This window comes from Lacinutrix sp. MedPE-SW, from assembly GCF_001874145.1.
In the GTDB taxonomy this organism is placed as follows: domain Bacteria; phylum Bacteroidota; class Bacteroidia; order Flavobacteriales; family Flavobacteriaceae; genus Lacinutrix.
Map to the genome: position 1 here is coordinate 70,618 of NZ_MPCX01000012.1, position 21,717 is coordinate 92,334.

Here is a 21,717-nt window from a genome sequence, read left to right on the forward strand (position 1 = left end):
CGAGCCAAATGGCTCGCTTTTTTTATTAGAATTTATATTCTGAAAGCGGTTTAGGGAAATCTTCTGGATTTGCCGCTAAATGATAACGAGGATCATCAACATCTTCTATAATAACACCTCTAAATTTTGGGCTAGCTTTGTATAACAGAATTTTACAATCTTCACTTAAATGTTTTAGCTTAATGTTTTTTCCTTCAGCTTCATATTTTTCTACTAAATTAAAAATAGCTTCTATTGCAGAGTGATCACTAACACGAGATTCTACAAAGTCAATCTCTATATTTTCTGGATCGTTTTTAGCATCAAACTTCTCGTTAAAAGCTTGAATACTTCCAAAAAATAATGGTCCCCAAATTTCATAAACTTTAGTTCCATCTGCTTTTAAACGTTTTCTTGCTCTAATTTTCTTGGCGTTTTCCCAAGCAAATACTAATGCAGATATTATTACGCCAATAAAAACAGCAACTGCTAAGTCTACAAATACCGTTACTAAAGATACGGTGATTAACACAAAAGCATCGGACATTGGTATTTTTTTAAGTATTCTAAAACTAGACCAAGCAAAAGTTTCAATTACCATCATGAACATGACTCCTACTAAAGCTGCAATTGGTACCATTTCAATTAATTTATCTGCAAATAAAATAAACGACAATAGCGTTACTGCCATCATTATACCAGACAATCTACCACGTCCACCAGCATTAATATTAATTACAGTTTGACCAATCATACCACAACCACCAGTACCACCAAATAATCCAGAAACTATATTTCCTGCGCCTTGTGCAACGCACTCTCTATTTCCATTTCCTCTAGTTTCGGTTAACTCATCAACTAAATTCATTGTCATTAAAGACTCTATTAATCCAACAGATGCAGCTAAAAAAGCAGGTAGCGCAATAAACTTTAAAGTATCTAAATTAAACGGAAGCTTTTCCCAAAGCTCCATGTTTGGCGTAGGAAATTCTCCTTTTAAACCTGTTCCTCCACCTTCAATTATATAAGATCCAACAGTAGAAACATCCATATTAAAACCAATAACGATTAAACTAGTAACTAGAATTGCTGTTAAAGCTGCTGGTAATTTTTTTGTAAGCTTAGGTAATAACCAAATAATAGCCATAGTTAATAGCACTAAACCTATCATGGTATACAACTCGGTACCTTGCATATAAGTGCTTACATACTCGTTTACACCTGCATCTGAAACTTGTAAAGATTTATGAGAAAACATTTTTACCTGAGCTATAAAAATAACTATAGATAAACCGTTAACAAATCCCATCATTACTGGATGCGGTATTAACCTTACAAAGCGACCAAGCTTAAATACACCTGCAAAAATTTGAATAATCCCCATTAAAACTACACAAGCCATAAGGTAAAAGAAACCCATATTCTCTATAGGCGTATCCATTAACATACCTTTTGTATGACCATCTGCAATCATACTTACAAAAATCACGGCTACTGCTCCTGCTGCTCCAGAAATTAATCCTGGTCGACCTCCAAAAATAGCAGTAATTAAACCTATAATAAATGCTCCAGACAAAGCCATTAACGGATCTATTTGAGCTACAAAAGCAAAGGCAACAACCTCTGGAATCATTGCTAAAGACACAGTGATTCCTGCTAATACATCGTCTTTTATATTTGGTGTAATTTTTCTAACAAACTCTGTCATTATTTCTGTTTTTTAAAGGTGCAAAAGTACGATTATTAAGAGATTCACAAACGCATATTCCTATATTTGTTAAACTAAAAATTACTAAATCGATTGAAATGAAGAAAATATTAGCCACTTTACTACTAATATCTGGTTTAAGTTGTGACTCTAAAAAAGAATATGACTTTACAACAGTGTTTGAAAAAACTAAAGGTTTTGAAACCGCAACTTACTCTCAAACTATTAATTTTTATAAAAACTTAGCCAAAAAATATAATACGATTTCTATAGATTCTATTGGTGCTACAGATTCTGGAAAACCATTACATATAGTAACTTTTAACGAAGCTGCGAATTTTAATTTTGAAACCATAAGAAATACCAAACGTACTATTTTAATAAATAATGGTATTCATCCTGGAGAAAGTGATGGTATAGATGCAACAATGATGCTTTACAGAGACCTTGCTAATGGAAAAATTAATGCACCAAAAAACACAGTTTTAACAACCATACCTATATATAATATTGGTGGTAGTTTAAACCGTAATACGCATTCTAGAACAAACCAAAACGGACCAAAATCTTACGGTTTTAGAGGTAATGCTCGTAATTACGACTTGAATAGAGATTTTATTAAAACTGACACCAAAAATGCAAAAACATTTGCTGAGATTTTTCACTTAATACAACCTGATGTTTTTATAGATAACCATGTAAGTAATGGAGCAGACTACCAATACACATTAACACATTTATTTACGCAACATAACAAACTGGGTGGCGAATTGGGTAATTATATACAAACTTTTATGATGCCTGAATTAGAAAAAAAATTAAAAGATAAAGCATGGGATATTACACCATATGTAAATGTTTTTAATAATGTTCCCGAAAAAGGTTTTAGTCAATTTATGGACTATCCTCGCTACTCTACAGGATACACTTCTCTATTTAATACCTTTGGTATGATGGTAGAAACACACATGCTAAAACCATATAAACAGCGTGTAGAAGGCACATACGAATTAATGAAAAGCATGATTGAAATCACCGAAGAAAACGGACAAACAATTAAAAACTTAAGAGAGAAAGCCAATACTAATTATACAGCAAATTCAAAATATCCTTTACAATGGGAAATTGATACTTTAAAAAATACGGTTTTAAATTTTAAAGGTTACGAAGGAAACCAAATAACGAGTAAAATTACAGGAAGTAATAGATTAAAGTACGATAGAAACCAACCATTTACTAAAAAGGTAACTTACAACAATTACTTTAAACCTACTTTAAGCATTACAATTCCTAAAGCATATATTATCCCACAAGGATGGCATGAAGTAATAGCAAGATTAAAACGTAATAAAATAGCACTTATTGAGCTAAATAAAGATTCTACAATACAAGTTGAAAGTTATAAAATAAAAGATTTTAAAAGTAGAAAATCACCTTACGAAGGTCATTATCTTCATTACAATACAACTATTACAAATACAACAGAAACTATTACTTTTAGAAAAGGAGATTATATTGCAACTACTAATCAACCAGGCGTAAGATATTTAATTGAAGTATTAGAACCTCAAGCTCCAGATTCATTTTTTAATTGGAATTTTTTTGATACTATTTTACAACAAAAAGAAGGTTTTTCTCCCTATGTGTGGGAAGATAAAGCTTTAGAGATTTTAGAAAACAATCCTGAATTAAAACAGAACTTTGAAAATAAAAAATCTCAAGATATAAACTTTAATAAGAATTGGTATCAGCAATTAGATTGGATTCATAAACAGAGTGAACATTACGAATCTGCCCATTTAAAATATCCTATTTACAGACTTAAATAAAAAAAGCCGTTGCAATTTGCAACGGCTTTTTTTTATTATTAATAATTAAATCATTAGTTATTTGCTAACCTGAATCTTTTTACTAAAGCTTCTAAAGTTAGATTGGAATTTAACTACATATAGTCCTGTAGATAAAGCACTAGTATTTACTTGAGTTTTTCCAAATGTTGAATTATCGAAAGCACCTTTTATAACTTGCTTTCCGTTTAAATCGAATACTTGGTAATTCATTACCTCAGCATCTAATAATAATAATTCTACGTTTAAGTTATCTACAACAGGATTAGGATATAATTTAATATCTACACTTGCTGTTTCAACAACTTCTTCTGGTTTAGAAACTAAAGTGTTTTTTGTAGTTTCTACTGTTTGTAAATCCTCTCCTTTAATTGGTTCTACTTTAGGCTCATCTGTATTTGCTGCTCTTTCATCTGGACCTGCTGTAATTACTACAATAGACTTTCCTGCATCATCTAAAGATGCACAAATATTGTTATTAGCTAAAGTATTTAAAACATCTGTAGGAGTTGTAGTTCCTGGTACAATTGAATTTAAATCTAAAGTCTCAGGATTGTATACTAATAAGTGAACTCTAAATAATCCAGCTTGATTTATAGCTGCTGATAAACCAACTTCAAAAGACTTAATTGTACGAATACTTCCGTTATCGTCATCATCATCATCGTCATCATCACTACCGTCTGCTTTAGAAGAAATTAAAGTACAATAGTTATAACCTTCTGGTAAAACGGCATTTGGTCCAGGTGTTACTTGTACTCTTTTCTGGAATCCTGGTAATACTAAATAAATTGATCCGTCTGTATTTGTTGAACCTGCTTCTGCATCACATACTTCGTCTGGTCCATCTGTAATTGTAAATGTTACTGTGTCTTCATCACATAAAGTTCCATTACAGTAGTTTCCTGTAAATAAAGATCCTTTTACTTGAAAAGTTCCTGTTCCTAAGAACCAAGCACCATTACCTGCTGGAAAAGTGTATGGTAAATAGTTTTCAATAATGTTATAAACTTGACCTGTATTTACATTTGTAACTTCAAATCTTAAACTATCTGAATCTCCGTTTACTATACCATCAATATAAAAACCTGCAGGTAAATCGTTAACAGTATAAAGACCTCCATCTACAATAGTAGTGGCTTGGTCTGTTCCATTTGTAAATTGGAATTCTGTAATATCACCACAGTTATCTTCATAGATTGTAAAAGTGATACATACCGCATCACATTTTGTTCCGCATAAATTATTATACTTATATACACTTGAATAAAACTGAAAAGTACCTGTACCTAATGTCCAAGCAGAATTTCCTGCTGGATAAGTGTATGGTAACACATTTTCTGTATTAGAATAAACTGCTCCTGTGTCTAAGTTTGTAATTCTATTGTATGCACTTTCTGATACTCCAGATACTAATACATCAACATAAAAGTTATATGGTAAAGAAGCAATATCGTAAGTACCTCCATTTGTAATGTTTACAGAGTTTGTACCATTAGAAAATGCTAAACCATCAATTTGACCACATGGTGGTGTATTTGTTAAAGTAAAACGTATAGTTTCAGTATCACAAGAATAGCTGTTACAGTAGTTGTACTTGTATAATTTAGCTTTAATCTCGTAAGTTCCTGGACCATAGCTCCAAGCTCCATTTCCTCCTGGAAAAGTATAAGGTAAGTAGTTTTCTTGGATAGTAATATACTGTCCAGTATTTAAATTTTTAACTCTAATTTTAGCACTTTGAGAATACCCACTAACTTTCACATCAACAAAAAAGTTATTTGGTAAATCGCCTATTGTATAAGTACCATTATTAGTTATTGTTGTAGAAGAACTTCCGTTTGAAAATTTAAAGCCAGAAATTTGACCACAATAAGTCTCGGCCATAACCGAATTTGAAAAAATAAAAGAAAACATCAAGAACAGACTTGCTGTAAATGTGGTTTTCAAATTTGAATTAAGTAAAATTCTTTTCATGATAAAATTAGATTTATTAGTAATAACGACGGCAAATTAATTAATCTAATAATCAGGATAAATATTATTAGTCTACATACTTGAAAATTCGTTTAAGTGATAAAATTTTGTTAATTGAAATTGTGTAAGAAAATCCTATCGAATAAATCATACTCTTTATCGATAATCTGCAACTCTACATTTTAAGTTTTTTTGTTAAGAGCTCTATTTGAATAAATTAAACTAACAATCTAATATTGGCATATGAGTTTTCTAAAGCTTGTACAGCTTCTTTTTCATTTAACCAAACTACTTTAGTTATACCTTCATTCTCTTGCGGAAAGAGCTCACCATCAAAATTAGTTTTCATTTCAAACCAATAGGTGATTTTAATTTTAAACTTGCCGTTTCTTTTAAATAAGTGATATGTTGTTTGAAGCGGTTTTACAATTTTTAAACCTGTAACTCCCGTTTCTTCTTCAACCTCTCTAATTGCAGTTTCTTCAATAGATTCTTTTTTCTCTGCTTTACCTTTTGGTAAATCCCATTTATTATTTCTATATATAAATAGAATAGCATTGTCTTTATTATACACCTTTCCTCCACCTGCAATAACATTAGGTAGTTTTGCTAAAAACTTTTTTAATATAGTGTCTTCGTTATGGTGTATTAATCTTACAGCATCATACTTCTTTTTAGACAAAGTATTTAAAACTGTTTCTATAGATACATCTTTAAGTAAGAAATTTTTAAAATTAGTTTCTTTCTCAATCTTAGTGGTTAAAATTATAGGCTTATCGCCAACAAAAATAAAATACATATTTATTTTAAGAGACATTTAGGTTGATGTAAAAATATCATTTTATTTATTTGAAACCACATTCTAAAAATTTATTTTTTTTATTAATCAACTTTTCCAAATAATTTTAAATATTGTTTATTTTTGCGAGTATGATTTTCGATAAACACATCGCAAGACAAGCCGCGAAGGTTTTACTGCAAATAAACGCTATTAAATTACAACCTAACGATCCATTTACATGGGCTTCTGGTTGGAAATCTCCAATTTATTGTGATAACCGCATAATTTTATCTTTTCCTCCAATAAGAAATTATATTAGAGAAGAAATGGCTAAATTTATTGAGTCGCACTACGGTAAACCAGATGCTATTGCAGGCGTTGCAACAGGTGCTATAGGTATTGGTATGTTAGTAGCAGAATATTTAGGACTACCTTTTATATATGTAAGACCAGAAGCAAAAGGCCATGGAAGGCAAAACCAAATTGAAGGCTTTATAGAAAGCGGTCAAAATGTAGTGGTTGTAGAAGATTTAATTAGCACAGGAAAAAGCAGTTTAAATGCTGTTCGTGCTTTAAAAGAAGCCAATGTAAATGTAAAAGGTATGATTGCCATATTTACTTATGGTTTTAATATCTCGAAAGAAAATTTTGAAAAAGAAAAAATAGAACTTCAAACACTAAGTAATTACGAAAACTTATTAGATGAAGCAGTAGCTACAAATTATATTACAGAAGAGCAGCTAAAAACATTGTCTCAATGGAATGCTAACCCAAGTGAATGGAACGCTTTTTGAAACAATAAAGAAAACAATGTAAATATTTACATTTAACTTATTACAAAAAAATGAATTTAGAATCACAAAAAGTAACACTACAAAAATCTGCCGAAGAAACGTTTAATTTTTTAAGCGACATAAAAAACTTTGAAAACTTAATGCCAGAAAACATTAGTAAATTTGAAGTTTTAGGCGAAGACAAGTTTTTATTTGCCTTAAAAGGTATGCCAGAAATTGTATTAAAAAAGAAAGAAGCAGTTGAATATAGCAAAATTGTATTAGGTGCTGCTGGTGGTAAAATAGATTTTAGTTTAACAGGACACATTAATAGTATAGATACCAATACTAGTGAAGTACATTTAGTATTTAATGGTGAGTTTAATGCCATGATGGCCATGATGATAAAAGGTCCAATTAGCAAGTTTATAGATACATTAGCTGTAAATATGCCTAAAGCTGTTTAATACATTAAAGTAATTTCGTTTAAAGTAAACTCTTTAATAATATTATCTTCTAACAATACCAGAAGATTTCCGTTATTAGAAATACCTTGTATAAAACCAGAAAATGTAGAGCCTTCAATACTTTTAAATGTTGAAGGTTTATTTTTTCTAAAAAGATTGTCATTATATGCTTGCATTAAAGCATCTGTTTCTTCATTTTTAAGTTTTTCAAAATATATTTTTAATTGCTTTAAAAACGTTTCAAGAACTTCATCTAAATTAAAATGAGTACCAACCAATAATTTCATAGAACTTGCCCTAGGCAAATTTTTAAAAACAGTTTGGTTAACATTTAAACCAATACCAATAACAGAAGACACAAGTTTGTTATTTTTTATGACATTTTCAATTAAAATTCCAGCTAGTTTCTTATCTGCTGACAAAATGTCGTTTGGCCATTTTACAGTTAATTTTGGCACATTAAACTGTTGTAAAGTTTGCCTTAAAGCTAACGCAGTTATCAAGCTTAAATAAAAGTTTTTTTCAAAATTTAAAAAAGAAACATCTTTAAACACGCTAAATGTAAGGTTTTCTCCACTTGCAGCACTCCAAACGTTACCCATTTGGCCCTTACCGTTTGTCTGGGTTTTAGCAACAACCACTGTAAAATCTTCAATAACATCTGCACTACTTATTTCTTTTAGAAAAGTATTTGTAGAATCGATGGCATCAAGTTTGATTATACGCATATAAATTGGTTATCTTCGTACTAATATATTTTATTAAATCTTTTAGATTTTATTTAGAGTATAAAGAACTAAAAAATAATAACTTTGCACAAATTTAAATCTAATTAATGGTTAAAAATCAAGTTAATGCTGATGCACTTATAACTACAATTATTAGTGGCATAGAAGATGTAAAAGGAAAAGATATAAATATTCTCGACTTAAGGGATATAGAAAATACAGTTTGCGATTACTTTATTATATGTGAAGGTACATCTAACACACAAGTTAATGCAATTGTAAGTGCTGTACAAAAAAAAGTAAGTAAAGAACTAAAAGACAAACCTTGGCATATTGAAGGAGAAGATAATGCAGAGTGGGTTTTAATGGATTATGTAAACGTCGTGGTACATGTGTTTCAAAAACATATACGCGAATATTATGATATTGAAAGTCTTTGGGGAGATGCAAAAACAACAGTAATAGAATCAAAATTTTAAACCCATTTCATGGCAGAAAATAAAAAAAAGGACGCACCTAAAAAACCAAAATTTAATATGTATTGGTTATATGGTGCCATTATTGCAGCAATTATTGCAGCTCAAATATTTGGAAGCAGCGACACTACAGACGCTAATGAGATTAACACAAAAGAATTTTTCACCTATTTAAAAAATGGCGATATAAAAAGTTTTGATGTTGTTAGCAATACTAGAAAAGTAAAAGTTTTTTTAACAAAAGAAGCCGAAGAAACTGCTGCTCATAAAAACTCAGCACAAAAATCTATATCTTTTTTAAGTTCTAGAACTCCAAATTATTATTATCAATTTGGTGACGAAACAATTTTTGAAAAGGATTTCAAAAAAGTAATAGAAGACAATAACCTAAATGTAGATTACGATTTTGATACAGAAAGTAGTGATTGGACAGATTTTTTAATAGGTCTATTACCATTTATACTTTTAATTGGCGTTTGGATATTTATCATGAGGCGCATGTCTGGTGGAGCTGGTGGAGGCGCTGGTGGTCAAATTTTTAATATTGGAAAATCTAAAGCCAAGCTATTTGACGAAAAAACAGATGTTAAAACAACTTTTAAAGATGTTGCTGGTTTAGAAGGAGCAAAAGAAGAAGTACAAGAAATTGTAGATTTCCTTAAAAACCCAGAAAAATACACATCGCTTGGAGGAAAAATACCAAAAGGCGCTTTATTAGTAGGACAGCCAGGAACAGGAAAAACATTATTAGCAAAAGCAGTTGCAGGAGAAGCTAAAGTACCTTTCTTCTCACTATCTGGATCAGATTTTGTTGAAATGTTTGTTGGTGTAGGAGCATCTCGTGTAAGAGATTTATTTAAGCAAGCTAAAGAAAAATCACCATCAATTATTTTTATAGATGAAATTGATGCAATAGGTCGTGCAAGAGGAAAAAATGCAATGTCTGGAAGTAATGATGAGCGCGAAAACACCTTAAACCAACTTTTAACAGAAATGGATGGTTTTGGTACAAATACAAATGTAATTGTACTAGCAGCAACTAACAGAGCAGATATATTAGATAAAGCCTTAATGCGTGCTGGACGTTTTGATAGACAAATATTTGTAGACTTACCAGACGTAAGGGAACGTAAAGAGATATTTGAAGTACATTTAAGACCTCTAAAAAAAGCAGAAGGTTTAGATATCGATTTCTTGTCTAAACAAACACCAGGATTCTCTGGTGCAGATATTGCAAACGTATGTAACGAAGCAGCATTAATAGCAGCAAGAAACGGAAAAAAAGCTGTAGATAAACAAGACTTTTTAGATGCTGTAGATAGAATTGTTGGTGGTCTAGAAAAGAAAAACAAAATAATCACTCCAGAAGAAAAACGTGCCGTTGCCTTTCATGAAGCTGGTCATGCAACTGTAAGCTGGATGCTAGAACACGCAGCACCATTAGTTAAAGTAACTATTGTTCCTCGCGGACAATCTTTAGGAGCTGCTTGGTATCTTCCAGAAGAGCGACTAATTGTAAGACCAGAACAAATGCTTGACGAGATGTGTGCAGCACTTGGTGGTCGAGCAGCAGAAAAAGTAATTTTTAATAAAATTTCTACAGGAGCTTTAAGTGATTTAGAAAAAGTAACAAAACAAGCCAGAGCAATGGTAACTGTTTATGGACTTAGTGACAAAGTAGGAAACTTAACGTATTATGATTCGTCTGGGCAAAACGAACATGGTTTTTCTAAACCATACAGTGAGAAAACAGCAGAATTAATAGATCAAGAAATCTCTGCTATAATAGAAGAACAATACACTAGAGCAGTTAATTTATTGGAAGAAAACAAAGACAAATTAACAGAATTAGCAGAAGTCCTTTTAGAAAAAGAAGTTATTTTTAAAGATAATTTAGAAAAAATATTTGGAAAAAGAGCCTTTAAAAAAGATCATATTATTTCTAATGAAGAAGAGTAAATAATACACTTCACTATAATTAATAAAGTAAAAATCTCAAATTAACTGCTTAGTTAATTTGAGATTTTTTATATTTACGAAATCCCTATGTGTTTTTTGATAATAGCAACCAATAAATGAGCATATTTAGAAACATTTTTCGTTCTAAATCTAGTAAAGAGAAAGAAGAAATTAAAACTACTGAAAGAGGCAAATATATGCCTCAAGTTAAACTACCAATAGACGAAAGTTTTACAATAAACTTTAAATCTAATGGCGGGAAGTTCTTGTATTGCGAAAATTTAAACGAAATATTCGATAATTTAAATGCCATTGTAGAAGAAAACGAATGGTCAAATAAACCTGCCTATTTTTACGACAGCAATTTAGAAGAGCGTTTTAAAAGCAATAATTTGGTTACTACTAAACATTTAGACGAAGCTACTTACTTTATTACAACTTGCGAAAATCTTATTGCAGATGATGGTTCTCTATTAATATCTTCTAATCAAATAGCTGAAAAAAAATTAGCAGAATTTCCAAACAACTTTATAGTTTTCGCTACTACAAGTCAAATAGTTACAAATATTGGTGAAGGTTTACGTCAAATAAAAACCAAAAACAAACAAAAACTACCTACAAACATAACTACAATTAAGCATTTTAAAACTCTTGAGGAAAAAGATTTTTTAACCTATGGTAGTGCTTCAAAAAACCTATATTTGTTGCTTTTAGAAGATTTATAAGCAATGAAAGAAACACTCACTAGATCACTTTCTGGTTTACTATATATAACCTTATTGGTTGGCTCGCTATTTTTTCAGCATGCATTAATAGTCCTTTTTTTCATATTTGGTATTATTTGCCTAGCTGAGTTTAAAAAACTTATTCAATTAAAGAGTATTTTACCTTACATTATTTTTACCATTCTTTATTTTGTATTTGGATATTGGAGATTATTTATGAAATCTTCAATTGGTTTAGATGAAGCAACACAAATACTCCAAGTAATAACCATATTTGTTCATTTACTATTAATAAAAGATTTATTTTCTGAAAAAGTAATTCCTTTATTTGAATCTAAACGATATATAATAACAACATTTTATATTTCTAGTGCATTTATATTTTTAATATTAATTGCAAATTATAATAATCAATTTACTCCTAAATTACTTTTAGGATCATTTATAGTGGTTTGGGTAAACGATACATTTGCTTACTTGGTAGGAAAAAACTTTGGTAAGCAAAAATTATTTCCAAGAATATCTCCTAAAAAAACCGTTGAAGGCTTTCTTGGAGGCTTACTATTTTCTTGTATTGCTAGTTATTTTATTTTTATTTTTACAAACACATTAACTTTTAATAATTGGTTAATACTTAGTGTTATTATAAGTGTAATAGGTACACTAGGCGATTTAATAGAATCTAAATTTAAAAGACAAGCAGGTGTTAAAGATAGCGGTGTTATTATGCCTGGTCATGGTGGTTTGTTAGACCGCTTTGATAGTATTATTTTTGCAGCACCATTTATTTATTTATTCTTAAGAATTTTACAATATGTTTCATAAAGAAGGTCATAAAATTATTGTTATTACATTTATTATTGTAATTGGTTTATATCTAGTTGTAGATAACTTTGTAAACATATCATGGCTACAATACTTACTCTTTGCTGTTTTAGCGGTGTTTTTATATTTAATCCTTCAGTTTTTTAGAAACCCAAAACGTAATTTATTTAGTGGTAACCATGCTGTTGTTTCTCCTGTAGATGGTAAAGTAGTAGTAATAGAAGAGGTATTTGAACCAGAGTATTTTAAAGAAAAACGTTTACAAGTAAGTGTTTTTATGTCGCCTCTAAATGTACACGTTACAAGATATCCAATAGCAGGTAAAGTAGAATATAGTAAATATCACCCTGGTAAATATTTAGTTGCTTGGCACCCAAAAGCAAGTGAAGAAAATGAGCGTACAACAGTAGTTGTAAACAGCGAAAGTTATGGTAAAGTTCTATACAGACAAATTGCTGGTGCCTTAGCAAAACGTATTGTAAACTATGCTATAGAAGGCCAAGATGTAACACAAGGTAGTGACTCTGGCTTTATAAAATTTGGGTCAAGAGTAGATTTATTTTTACCTTTGGATACTAATATAAAAGTAGAATTAAACCAAAAAGTACGTGGTGGCGAGAGTATCATTGCCGAAATGTAATACTTATGGACTCTAAAGAAATTGACATAGCTTTTAATGAAGCTGTAGATCGTATTAATGATCATACAGAACCATTCCCTGCAGACTTCTTGTTACGATTATATGCTTATTATAAAAAAGCTACGAATAATTACGAACGCCCAAGTAGCAGAACTCCTATAATTAACGCTTTTAAAACGAATGCCTTATTTCAAATTCAAGGTATTACTGAGGATGAGGCTAAACAAACTTATATTGACCTTGTAAATAATTATTTTTTATATAGAAAATAGTATATCTTATTTTCTATATAAAAAACAATAACTTATACTACATTTAATTAATCTATTACAAACTCTAAAACGCTACCTGTTGCGCCATTTGGAAAACTAATTCCTAATAAAGCAGAAATTGTTGGTGCTATATCTGTAATTTCTGTTCTTGAGTAAGTACTTCCTTTTTTTACACCTTTTCCATAAAACAGTAAAGGTACGTGTGTATCGTAATTTAAACTAGAACCGTGAGTCGATCCTGTTTTGGGATAACTTATTACTGCTGGATTATTAACTAATATAACATCTCCAGAACGCTTTTGGTTATAACCATTTTGTAATAACATTTCTACACCTTTTGTAAAGTTTGCTTCTTGAAAAGTTGAAGCAGCATAAACCTTATCTATATCTTTATAATTAATAAGCTCTTTAATTAGTGCATTTTGAACTTCTTCTATTGAAATATTCGATGTTTTCAATGCTGTTTTATTTAAAAATATCTGGCTATTACTAATATTTTCAATCAAATTTGAAGCTTTAAAACGCTTTAACATAAAACTATCTAATTTTTTTCTAAAGCCTTTTCCATCAAAATATCCAGATGGTATTTTATTACTTTTTAAATATGCTGGAACCTCAACAGCACCATGATCACTAGTTAAAAAAACAGTGTATTCTCCTACTCCAACTTTAGCATCTAAAGCACTTAACAAACGTTCTAAATCTTTATCAAGTCTAAGGTAAGTGTCTTGAATCTCTTTAGAATTTACACCAAAATTATGGCCTATATAATCTGTACTAGAAAAACTTACTGCCAATACATCTGTAATTATATCTTGTCCTAATTGTTCTCCATCTATTGCTGCAATAGTAAAATCTGTTACAATACTATTTCCATAAGGTGTTGCTTTAATTATATCGAAACCAGAATTATCATCTTTTAATGCTGCTAAATCATACGGAAAAACAGCTGTGTCTTTACCTTTAAAACCAGCTTCAAATGCATTTAAATCTGTACCACTTTCAGTGTATGTAGATATATCATATAATGTATTCCATACTTTAATATAATTTTCTGCCGTATTAGACGCATTAAAATCTTTCACCCATTTTGGCAAATTAGACATGTAATATGTGCTAGTAATAAAATTTCCTTCATTTTTACCTCTAAACCAATATGCTGCATTTGCCGAATGTCCAGCTGGTAGAATTGCACCACGGTCTTTAATAGAAATACCAATAGTTTTACCTTGCATTTGTGTAAACAAACGATTTTCATCAGCAAAGGTTGTTGTCTTCATTCTATGAGGCGACATACGCTCTCTATTAGTTTCGCTTCCTACAGCAGTAACACTTTCATCTTCTGCACAATAAACCGTTTTTTTTATAAATTTATCATACCAATTATTAGCTATAATACCATGATATTTTGGCGTTGTTCCTGTGTAAATAGATGCATGACCTGGACCTGTATATGTTGGCACATAGTTATAATGGTTATTTTTACAATTAAAACCATTGTTTATTAACCTTTTAAAACCACCTTCGCCAAACTTATTATAAAATCGTGTTATATAATCATATCGCATTTGGTCTACTACAATACCAACAACTAGTTTAGGCTGTGTATTTATTGCTTTATTTGACTTGGCTACACGATTAAGAACTTTGTCTTGTGCATTACAACTTGAAAAAGTAAGTAATAGTAATAATCCTAAAAGAATTCTCATTGTTTATTATTTTTAAGCCCTAAAAGTACAGCTTTTCCATTATTTGAATATGAATTTATCGTTAAATCCATAATTTTTAAACTTCATTTTTTTAGTTAACTGCTTTAAGCAATACTTAAATATTAAAATCGCAACTCTTTATACTTAAAACGTATTTTTATATTTAAAATGGCATTAGATTTTTATACATTAGCATTATAAATTTAGATATGCAGTACCTACACAATATTGGCTCTTATTTCTTAATGATTGTAGAGATGTTTCGAAAGCCTACCAAATGGTCGGTGATGAAACAACTTATATTAAAAGATATAGATGATTTAATAATTGGATCTTTAGGCATTGTTGCCTTTATAGCGTTTTTTGTTGGTGGTGTAATTACAATACAAACAGCATTAAATATTGACAACCCATTAATACCTAAATATTTAGTAGGTTTTGCTACTAGACAATCTATTATTTTAGAGTTTGCACCAACTTTTATATCTATTATAATGGCTGGTAAGGTTGGCTCATTTATAACTTCAAGTATAGGCACTATGCGTGTTACAGAACAAATTGATGCGTTAGAAGTTATGGGTATAAACTCGATTAACTATTTAGTATTCCCTAAGTTTATAGCAATGATGTTATATCCATTTGTTATTTCAATTGCTATGTTTTTAGGAATTTTTGGAGGATTAACTGCATGTATTTTAGGCGGCTACTCGTCTGTAGAAGATTTTATAACTGGAGTACAAATAGATTTAATACCTTTTCACGTTGCTTATGCGTTTATAAAAACTATAATTTTTGCATTTATACTAGCAACAATACCATCTTATCATGGTTATTTTATGAAAGGTGGAGCGCTTGAAGTTGGTGAAGCGAGTACTACATCTTTTGTTTGGACAAGTGTTGCTATTATACTATTAAATTATTTACTAACCCAAATGTTACTAAGCTAATGATAGAGGTTAAAAACTTAGAAAAATCGTTTGGAGATGCTCATATTTTAAAAGGTATTAGCGCCACTTTTGAAAAAGGAAAAACTAATTTAATTATTGGTACTAGTGGGTCTGGAAAAACAGTGTTTTTAAAATGTCTTTTAGGACTTTTTGATTACGAAAAAGGTAGTATTGAATATAATGGTGAGGTATTTGCTAATTTAAGTGAAGACAAAAAAAGAGATATGCGTGCACAAATGGGTATGGTATTTCAAGGCAGTGCTTTATTTGATTCTATGACTATTGAAGAAAACGTTATGTTTCCATTACGTATGTTTACAAAAATGAAAAAAGCCGAAATGAAAGAACGTGCCGATTTTGTTTTAAAAAGAGTAAACCTAGAAGATGCACACAACAAAATGCCTAGTGAAGCTTCTGGTGGTATGCAAAAGCGTGTAGCAATTGCAAGAGCTATTGTAAACAAACCTAAGTATTTATTTTGCGATGAGCCAAACTCAGGCTTAGACCCGAAAACAGCTATTGTAATAGATAATTTAATTCAAGAAATTACCGAAGAATATGACATTACAACAGTAATAAATACTCACGACATGAACTCTGTGATGGAAATTGGTGAAAAAATTATTTTTTTAAGAAATGGTTTAAAAGAATGGGAAGGTAGTAAACACAATATATTTAAAACTGATAACGAAATTGTTACCGATTTTGTTTACTCTTCTAACCTATTTAAAAAAGTTCGCGAATCTTTAAATAAATAATTTTTAATTTCTAGTTATATAAACCGTATCAGACTTAACTTCTTTTTTAAGCCATTGACTTAATTCTTTTTCTTTTACAGTTCTTAAACTATCATTTAAACTCTTACTCCAGGTCACTCTAGCTACAGATACTGTATCTATCCTGATAAAATCTTTAGATTCTAGCATTTTAGCAAAACTAAAAAACTCTAAATCTTTAAATAAAATTTTCGCATCTTTTGCCATGGTAGTAAACGATACTTGAGATTTATCGTTATTACTTTCTAATTCTAAATTTAACTTATTAATATTCTCTTGTAGTTCTTCAATTTCTTTTTGAAGTCCAGAAATAACATTGTCACTCCTATCTAAATCTTTATAAGCACGGTCCAAAGATTCTGATAAACGGTCTACACTTCGCGTTTTGTTTGCATTTATAACCAAATCAAAATCTTTAATATTACCGTAATTATCTCCTTTTTTTAATTCGTTTTGTAAATCTGTTATTGTAGCTTCAGATACTTCACCATTAAAGTATACATTAATACGTTTATTTTCTCTATCTAATGCAGGTTCTCTATTAAGCCACAAACTCTCATTTGCTTTAATTTCATTTGCAACAAAATTGTTAAAGTCCATTTCAAATCTACTTTCTTGTAATACATCATAAAATGTCATAGAAGCAGGAATCATTACTATTATTGCTATTAATGATGCAAATCTGGCAATTCGTTTTCTTTTTGCAGAGTTTGCATATTTAAGCATAGGAAAACGCAATATTTTTAATACTAAAAAGGTTGCCAAAGCAATAAATATAGTATTAATAGTAAATAAATACATTGCACCTCTAAAATATACCCAATTCCCTTTTGCTAAACCATAACCAGCTGTACAAAGTGGAGGCATTAAAGCTGTTGCAATAGCAACACCAAATATTACCGATGCTATTGTTCCTCTTTTTGTTCTTGCAATAATTAATGCAGAACCACCAAAAAATGCAATTAATACATCTCTAATATCTGGACGTACGCGACCTAATAACTCTGATGTGTCTTCGCTTAGCGGAAAGAAATAAAAGAATAAAAAAGCGGCTAATAAACTAAGTACAATCATTGTTGCTAAGTTTATTAACGATCGTTTTAATGTATCTATATCGTTAATAGCAATGGCTAAACCAATACCTAGAATTGGTCCCATTAATGGCGAAATTAACATGGCTCCAATTACTACTGCAGGAGAATCTGCATTTAAACCTATAGAGGCCACAAATATGGAACACACCAAAATCCAGGCTGTTGCTCCTTTAAATGGAATATCTGCCTTTATAGCTTCAATTGTCGCATCGCGATCTGTATCGTGCCTAAAGTCTAATAATTCTTTAAAGAATTTTTTTACACTTTCGTAAAAACTTAATGCATCTTTTTTTACAGTTTCTTTAGATTGTTTTACAGCTTCATCCTTAATTGCTGCTTCATCTTTTATAGAATCTTCAGAAAAATTGAACTTATTCTCTTCGCTCATAGTGTATAATGCTTAAACGGTTAACCGTAATTTTCTCCAAATTCGTCTTTTACATTTTGGAGTACTTTTTTAATATCTTGTTCTTTTGTTTTTGGATAAATAAGCAATACTTCATCTTTATCTACAATAATATAATCTTGTAAACCATCTACCACCACAATTTTATTGTTTTTGGTTCTAATCATATTACCAGATGCATTATGTGTTAATGTTCTAGCATTAACTACTGCATTTTTATCGCTATCTTTTTCTAACTTATCGTATAAGCTTCCCCAAGTTCCTAAATCGTTCCAATCGAATGTTGCCGGAAGTACAAACACATTTTTAGATTTCTCCATTATGGCATAATCTACAGAAATGTTTTCTGCTTTACCATAATTATCACGTATAAAATCATCTTCAAAATCTGTATTATAAACATCTACTCCACTTTCAAACAATTTAAATAATTCTGGTTGATTATTACTAAATGCTTCAATTACAGTTTTAGCACTCCACATAAAAATGCCTGCATTCCATAAAAAATTGCCTTGATTTATAAAGCTTTGTGCAGTATGATAATCTGGTTTTTCTCTAAATTGGTTAACATTTTTAATATCCTTTGTAGAAGACTTATCGTATTCTATATAGCCATAACCGGTGTTAGGAAATGTGGGTTTTATTCCTAAGGTCATTAGAGCATTATTTTGCTCACAAAAAGTAAAAGCTTGCTTTACATTGTTTGTAAAGGCATTTTCATCTTCTATCCAATGGTCACTTGGTGCAACAATCATTACTGCATCTGGGTTTTCTTTTTCAATTTTCATTGATGCATATAATATACAAGGTGCAGTATTTCGCATTGCTGGCTCTAAAACAACTTGACGTTTAGTTACGCTTGGTAATTGCTCTAAAACTAAATCATTATAAATTTCATTTGTAAGTATAAAAATATTTTCTTCTGGGATTAGTGTTGATAACCGACTAAATGTTTTTTGAATAAGTGTTTCACCTGTTCCTAGCATATCGTGAAACTGTTTAGGAAACTCTTGTGTGCTTACTGGCCAAAATCTTGATCCTACTCCTCCTGCCATTAATATGGCGTAATAATTTTTATTCATCTTATTGGTTCTACTTCTGCATTTGGGTTAAATAAATATACTTTACCTGTTTCTAGTTCTGTACACTCAAATCTCTTAGTACGTTTTTTTCCTTTTTTAAAAATCTTTTTGTTTCTAAATTTAAAGGTTTCTCCCAAAGGTAATTCAAATATAAAGATTTTATTATTTGGTTCGTCGAATTGCTTTAATGCTAAGGCGAGCTGCGCATCTGTATCGCTAGATGCTTTGGGGTTTTTAAAGTGTTTTGCTATTAAAGGTAATACTTGAACAGGAAATACCTCTGGATTTATAAATGGCAGCATTAACTCTTGAAATGTACGTTTCCATTCTACACCATGTGGCTTTATTAAGTTTCCAAATTTTTTATAAGCCTCGAAATGTGCTATTTCATGAATTAGTGTTATTAGAAAACGGTAAATGTTTAAATTTTCATTTATAGTTATTTGATGTTTTCCATTTGGTAACATTTTGTAATCACCATGTCTAGTTTTACGCTCTTTTTTAACTAAAACTACTAAGTTATCATGTTCTAAAAGTTGTAGTACTTTTGGTATTGCGCTTTTAGGAATGTGGTTTTGAAGTGTTTTTTGCATTACTGCTAAAATAAAGTTTATTCTTGAAAAAGAATAGTAATTTTAAATATCGCTTTTTATTTATATATGAAGTGTTATTTATTTAAAAATCAATAAAAATCCCAAAACTAGATTTAGTTTTGGGATTTTTATTTTTATTGTATTGTTTAATACTATGGCAAAACTACATACGCTCTGGAACTGTAATTCCTAATAAATTGAATGCGTTTTTTATAGTATTAGCTACAGATTGTGATAATTGAATTCTAAAATTTTTATCTGCTTTATTATCTGCTCCTAAAATTGAAACGTTTTGGTAAAATGAATTAAAATCTTTAACCAATTCGTATGTATAATTTGCTATTAATGCTGGACTATGATTTTCGGCAGCATTTTGTATTACTTCTGGAAATAATTGAAGCTGTTTTATTAATGCTCTTTCTTTATCGTGTAATTTGTAATTTATATCTATTGCATTAGAAGTTTCAAAATCAACTTGTTTTGTTTTTCGTAATATTGATTGAATTCTAGCGTACGTATATTGAATAAATGGTCCGGTATTACCTTGAAAATCTATAGATTCTTTTGGGTCGAATAAAATACGTTTTTTAGGGTCTACTTTTAATATGTAGTATTTAAGTGCACCTAAACCAATAGTTTTATATAAGCTTTTCTTTTCTTCTTGATTGTAGCCATCTAGTTTTCCTAATTCTTCAGAAATAGTTTGTGCCGTTTCTGCCATATCAAAAATTAAATCGTCTGCATCTACTACTGTTCCTTCTCTACTTTTCATTTTTCCACTTGGTAAATCTACCATTCCGTAACTTAAATGAAATAAGTTTTTTGCCCAATCGAATCCTAATTTTTTTAATATTAAAAATAGAACTTGAAAGTGATAATCTTGTTCATTACCTACGGTATAAACCATACCGTTAATATCTGGAAAATCTTTTACTCGTTGTATTGCAGTACCAATATCTTGAGTCATATAAACAGCTGTACCATCGCTACGTAATACAATTTTCTCGTCTAAACCATCACTTGTTAAATCACACCAAACAGAACCATCTTCTTTTTTAAAAAAGACACCGGTTTTTAAACCTTCTGCAACAAATTCTTTTCCTAATAAATAAGTTTGACTTTCGTAATATAGTTTATCAAAATTTACTCCAATATTTTCATAAGTAGCATCGAACCCTTTATAAACCCATTGATTCATTTTCTCCCAAAGCGCAACAACTTTTTCATCTCCTGCTTCCCATTTTTGAAGCATCTCTTGTGCTTCAATTAGTATTGGTGCTTCTTTTTTAGCTTCTTCTTCAGTTTTACCTTCAGCTTTTAAAGTTTCAATTTGAGATTTATATTCTTGATCAAATTTCACATAATAATTACCAACTAACTTATCACCTTTTAAACCTGTAGATTCTGGAGTTTCATTATTACCAAAACGTTGCCATGCTAACATACTTTTACAAATATGAATACCACGGTCGTTTATAATTTGAGTTTTGTAAACTTTTTTTCCTGATGCTTTAATAATTTCGGCAACACTATAGCCTAATAACACATTTCTAACATGACCTAAGTGTAGTGGTTTATTAGTGTTTGGCGAAGAATATTCGACCATTACAGCATCATCACTATTTGTATTTACAAAGCCAAATTTTGAATCATCTTTTATAGAGTTAAAAAAATCTATGTAGTAGTTATCTTCAATCTCAATATTTAAAAATCCTTTTACAACATTAAAGGCTTTTACTTGAGCTACATTTTCTTGTAAATATGAGCCTATTGCTTCTCCAATTTTTACTGGGTTTCCTTTTACCACACGCAACATAGGAAAAACAACTATTGTAATATCTCCAGCAAACTCCCTACGTGTTGCTTGAAATTCTACGGTTTCTAAATGAGCATCAAAAGTAGATTTAACAGCTTGTTTTACGTGATTTGATAATGTGTTTTGCAAATTCATTT

20 protein-coding genes are annotated in these 21,717 nt (G+C 30.1%); 11 read left to right on the plus strand and 9 right to left on the minus strand.

Annotated features, from left to right (window positions below):
- Positions 1 to 25: 25 nt before the first annotated feature.
- Entirely contained in the window at positions 26 to 1,687 is a 1,662-nt protein-coding gene (locus BM549_RS11710; RefSeq protein WP_290470442.1) for a SulP family inorganic anion transporter, read from the minus strand.
- Between the two features lie 98 nt (positions 1,688 to 1,785).
- On the opposite strand from BM549_RS11710, the gene BM549_RS11715 reads away from it, so the two are divergent.
- On the plus strand, positions 1,786 to 3,516 hold the full coding sequence (locus BM549_RS11715) for a M14 family metallopeptidase (RefSeq protein ID WP_290470443.1): 1,731 nt from the start codon (positions 1,786 to 1,788) through the stop codon (positions 3,514 to 3,516).
- Positions 3,517 to 3,573: 57 nt separating this feature from the next.
- On the opposite strand, the gene BM549_RS11720 is transcribed toward BM549_RS11715, so the two are convergent.
- The gene (locus BM549_RS11720) at positions 3,574 to 5,421 is read right to left on the minus strand and encodes a T9SS type A sorting domain-containing protein (protein WP_290470444.1); all 1,848 of its coding nucleotides are present in this window, start codon (positions 5,419 to 5,421) and stop codon (positions 3,574 to 3,576) included.
- A 307-nt stretch (positions 5,422 to 5,728) separates the two neighbouring features.
- The gene (locus BM549_RS11725) at positions 5,729 to 6,310 is read right to left on the minus strand and encodes an NUDIX hydrolase (RefSeq protein WP_290470484.1); all 582 of its coding nucleotides are present in this window, start codon (positions 6,308 to 6,310) and stop codon (positions 5,729 to 5,731) included.
- Between the two features lie 131 nt (positions 6,311 to 6,441).
- Between BM549_RS11725 and pyrE the strand changes: the two genes are divergently transcribed.
- Both pyrE and BM549_RS11735 read left to right on the plus strand, forming a co-directional pair.
- Positions 6,442 to 7,086 (plus strand): orotate phosphoribosyltransferase, encoded by a 645-nt coding sequence (gene pyrE / locus BM549_RS11730; RefSeq protein WP_290470445.1) that lies wholly within the window; start codon positions 6,442 to 6,444, stop codon positions 7,084 to 7,086.
- A 50-nt stretch (positions 7,087 to 7,136) separates the two neighbouring features.
- Positions 7,137 to 7,532 carry an SRPBCC family protein gene (locus tag BM549_RS11735; protein WP_290470446.1) on the plus strand — a complete coding sequence of 132 codons (396 nt, stop codon included), beginning with the start codon at positions 7,137 to 7,139 and terminating at the stop codon, positions 7,530 to 7,532.
- Here BM549_RS11735 and BM549_RS11740 read toward each other — a convergent pair.
- Positions 7,529 to 8,260, minus strand: coding sequence for a biotin--[acetyl-CoA-carboxylase] ligase (locus BM549_RS11740; protein ID WP_290470447.1), 732 nt, complete (start codon positions 8,258 to 8,260; stop codon positions 7,529 to 7,531). The two genes, BM549_RS11735 and BM549_RS11740, sit on opposite strands and share 4 nt — an antisense overlap.
- A 107-nt stretch (positions 8,261 to 8,367) precedes the next feature.
- Between BM549_RS11740 and rsfS the strand changes: the two genes are divergently transcribed.
- From rsfS to BM549_RS11770, 6 genes are all read left to right on the plus strand, one after another.
- Positions 8,368 to 8,739: a ribosome silencing factor gene (gene rsfS, locus BM549_RS11745; RefSeq protein WP_013870333.1), complete on the plus strand. Its 372-nt coding sequence runs from the start codon at positions 8,368 to 8,370 to the stop codon at positions 8,737 to 8,739.
- A 9-nt stretch (positions 8,740 to 8,748) separates the two neighbouring features.
- Complete coding sequence (gene ftsH, locus BM549_RS11750; RefSeq protein ID WP_290470448.1) at positions 8,749 to 10,695, plus strand: ATP-dependent zinc metalloprotease FtsH; 1,947 nt, start codon at positions 8,749 to 8,751, stop codon at positions 10,693 to 10,695.
- 116 nt (positions 10,696 to 10,811) lie between these two features.
- Entirely contained in the window at positions 10,812 to 11,420 is a 609-nt protein-coding gene (locus BM549_RS11755; RefSeq protein ID WP_290470449.1) for an LUD domain-containing protein, read from the plus strand.
- Between the two features lie 3 nt (positions 11,421 to 11,423).
- Positions 11,424 to 12,245: a phosphatidate cytidylyltransferase gene (locus BM549_RS11760; protein WP_290470450.1), complete on the plus strand. Its 822-nt coding sequence runs from the start codon at positions 11,424 to 11,426 to the stop codon at positions 12,243 to 12,245.
- Positions 12,235 to 12,885, plus strand: coding sequence for a phosphatidylserine decarboxylase family protein (locus BM549_RS11765; protein ID WP_290470451.1), 651 nt, complete (start codon positions 12,235 to 12,237; stop codon positions 12,883 to 12,885). The genes BM549_RS11760 and BM549_RS11765 overlap by 11 nt, the downstream gene beginning before the upstream one ends.
- 5 nt (positions 12,886 to 12,890) lie before the next feature.
- Positions 12,891 to 13,157, plus strand: coding sequence for an acyl-CoA-binding protein (locus tag BM549_RS11770; RefSeq protein WP_290470452.1), 267 nt, complete (start codon positions 12,891 to 12,893; stop codon positions 13,155 to 13,157).
- Positions 13,158 to 13,204: 47 nt separating this feature from the next.
- On the opposite strand, the gene pafA is transcribed toward BM549_RS11770, so the two are convergent.
- Positions 13,205 to 14,866 carry an alkaline phosphatase PafA gene (pafA, locus tag BM549_RS11775; protein ID WP_290470453.1) on the minus strand — a complete coding sequence of 554 codons (1,662 nt, stop codon included), beginning with the start codon at positions 14,864 to 14,866 and terminating at the stop codon, positions 13,205 to 13,207.
- A gap of 209 nt (positions 14,867 to 15,075) precedes the next feature.
- Between pafA and BM549_RS11780 the strand changes: the two genes are divergently transcribed.
- Together BM549_RS11780 and BM549_RS11785 are read left to right on the plus strand one after the other, a co-directional pair.
- The gene (locus BM549_RS11780) at positions 15,076 to 15,813 is read left to right on the plus strand and encodes an ABC transporter permease (protein WP_290470454.1); all 738 of its coding nucleotides are present in this window, start codon (positions 15,076 to 15,078) and stop codon (positions 15,811 to 15,813) included.
- Complete coding sequence (locus BM549_RS11785) at positions 15,813 to 16,571, plus strand: ABC transporter ATP-binding protein (RefSeq protein WP_290470455.1); 759 nt, start codon at positions 15,813 to 15,815, stop codon at positions 16,569 to 16,571. Before BM549_RS11780 ends, BM549_RS11785 begins: the two co-directional genes overlap by 1 nt.
- Before the next feature lie 3 nt (positions 16,572 to 16,574).
- Here BM549_RS11785 and BM549_RS11790 read toward each other — a convergent pair whose 3' ends face one another.
- The 4 genes from BM549_RS11790 to argS all read right to left on the minus strand — a co-directional run bounded on the left by BM549_RS11790 (position 16,575) and on the right by argS (position 21,715).
- Complete coding sequence (locus tag BM549_RS11790) at positions 16,575 to 18,071, minus strand: DUF389 domain-containing protein (protein ID WP_290470456.1); 1,497 nt, start codon at positions 18,069 to 18,071, stop codon at positions 16,575 to 16,577.
- A gap of 20 nt (positions 18,072 to 18,091) precedes the next feature.
- The gene (locus BM549_RS11795; RefSeq protein ID WP_290470457.1) at positions 18,092 to 19,171 is read right to left on the minus strand and encodes a mannose-1-phosphate guanylyltransferase; all 1,080 of its coding nucleotides are present in this window, start codon (positions 19,169 to 19,171) and stop codon (positions 18,092 to 18,094) included.
- Positions 19,168 to 19,764, minus strand: a complete 597-nt coding sequence (locus tag BM549_RS11800) for a SprT-like domain-containing protein (RefSeq protein WP_290470458.1) — start codon at positions 19,762 to 19,764, stop codon at positions 19,168 to 19,170. Before BM549_RS11800 ends, BM549_RS11795 begins: the two co-directional genes overlap by 4 nt.
- A gap of 163 nt (positions 19,765 to 19,927) precedes the next feature.
- Positions 19,928 to 21,715, minus strand: coding sequence for an arginine--tRNA ligase (gene argS / locus BM549_RS11805; protein WP_290470459.1), 1,788 nt, complete (start codon positions 21,713 to 21,715; stop codon positions 19,928 to 19,930).
- Between the last annotated feature and the right edge of the window lie 2 nt (positions 21,716 to 21,717).

What these genes read in the sequence shown, in the direction of transcription:
- rsfS (WP_013870333.1), top strand. Translation starts at nt 8,368, where the DNA reads ATGGTTAAAAATCAAGTTAATGCTGATGCACTTATAACTACAATTATT.
- BM549_RS11770 (WP_290470452.1), top strand. Translation starts at nt 12,891, where the DNA reads ATGGACTCTAAAGAAATTGACATAGCTTTTAATGAAGCTGTAGATCGT.
- BM549_RS11780 (WP_290470454.1), top strand. Translation starts at nt 15,076, where the DNA reads ATGCAGTACCTACACAATATTGGCTCTTATTTCTTAATGATTGTAGAG.
- BM549_RS11725 (WP_290470484.1), bottom strand. Translation starts at nt 6,310, where the DNA reads ATGTATTTTATTTTTGTTGGCGATAAGCCTATAATTTTAACCACTAAG.
- BM549_RS11710 (WP_290470442.1), bottom strand. Translation starts at nt 1,687, where the DNA reads ATGACAGAGTTTGTTAGAAAAATTACACCAAATATAAAAGACGATGTA.
- BM549_RS11795 (WP_290470457.1), bottom strand. Translation starts at nt 19,171, where the DNA reads ATGAATAAAAATTATTACGCCATATTAATGGCAGGAGGAGTAGGATCA.
- BM549_RS11740 (WP_290470447.1), bottom strand. Translation starts at nt 8,260, where the DNA reads ATGCGTATAATCAAACTTGATGCCATCGATTCTACAAATACTTTTCTA.
- BM549_RS11760 (WP_290470450.1), top strand. Translation starts at nt 11,424, where the DNA reads ATGAAAGAAACACTCACTAGATCACTTTCTGGTTTACTATATATAACC.
- ftsH (WP_290470448.1), top strand. Translation starts at nt 8,749, where the DNA reads ATGGCAGAAAATAAAAAAAAGGACGCACCTAAAAAACCAAAATTTAAT.
- argS (WP_290470459.1), bottom strand. Translation starts at nt 21,715, where the DNA reads ATGAATTTGCAAAACACATTATCAAATCACGTAAAACAAGCTGTTAAA.
- BM549_RS11755 (WP_290470449.1), top strand. Translation starts at nt 10,812, where the DNA reads ATGAGCATATTTAGAAACATTTTTCGTTCTAAATCTAGTAAAGAGAAA.
- BM549_RS11720 (WP_290470444.1), bottom strand. Translation starts at nt 5,421, where the DNA reads ATGGCCGAGACTTATTGTGGTCAAATTTCTGGCTTTAAATTTTCAAAC.
- BM549_RS11765 (WP_290470451.1), top strand. Translation starts at nt 12,235, where the DNA reads ATGTTTCATAAAGAAGGTCATAAAATTATTGTTATTACATTTATTATT.
- pyrE (WP_290470445.1), top strand. Translation starts at nt 6,442, where the DNA reads ATGATTTTCGATAAACACATCGCAAGACAAGCCGCGAAGGTTTTACTG.
- BM549_RS11785 (WP_290470455.1), top strand. Translation starts at nt 15,813, where the DNA reads ATGATAGAGGTTAAAAACTTAGAAAAATCGTTTGGAGATGCTCATATT.
- pafA (WP_290470453.1), bottom strand. Translation starts at nt 14,866, where the DNA reads ATGAGAATTCTTTTAGGATTATTACTATTACTTACTTTTTCAAGTTGT.
- BM549_RS11790 (WP_290470456.1), bottom strand. Translation starts at nt 18,071, where the DNA reads ATGAGCGAAGAGAATAAGTTCAATTTTTCTGAAGATTCTATAAAAGAT.
- BM549_RS11715 (WP_290470443.1), top strand. Translation starts at nt 1,786, where the DNA reads ATGAAGAAAATATTAGCCACTTTACTACTAATATCTGGTTTAAGTTGT.
- BM549_RS11800 (WP_290470458.1), bottom strand. Translation starts at nt 19,764, where the DNA reads ATGCAAAAAACACTTCAAAACCACATTCCTAAAAGCGCAATACCAAAA.
- BM549_RS11735 (WP_290470446.1), top strand. Translation starts at nt 7,137, where the DNA reads ATGAATTTAGAATCACAAAAAGTAACACTACAAAAATCTGCCGAAGAA.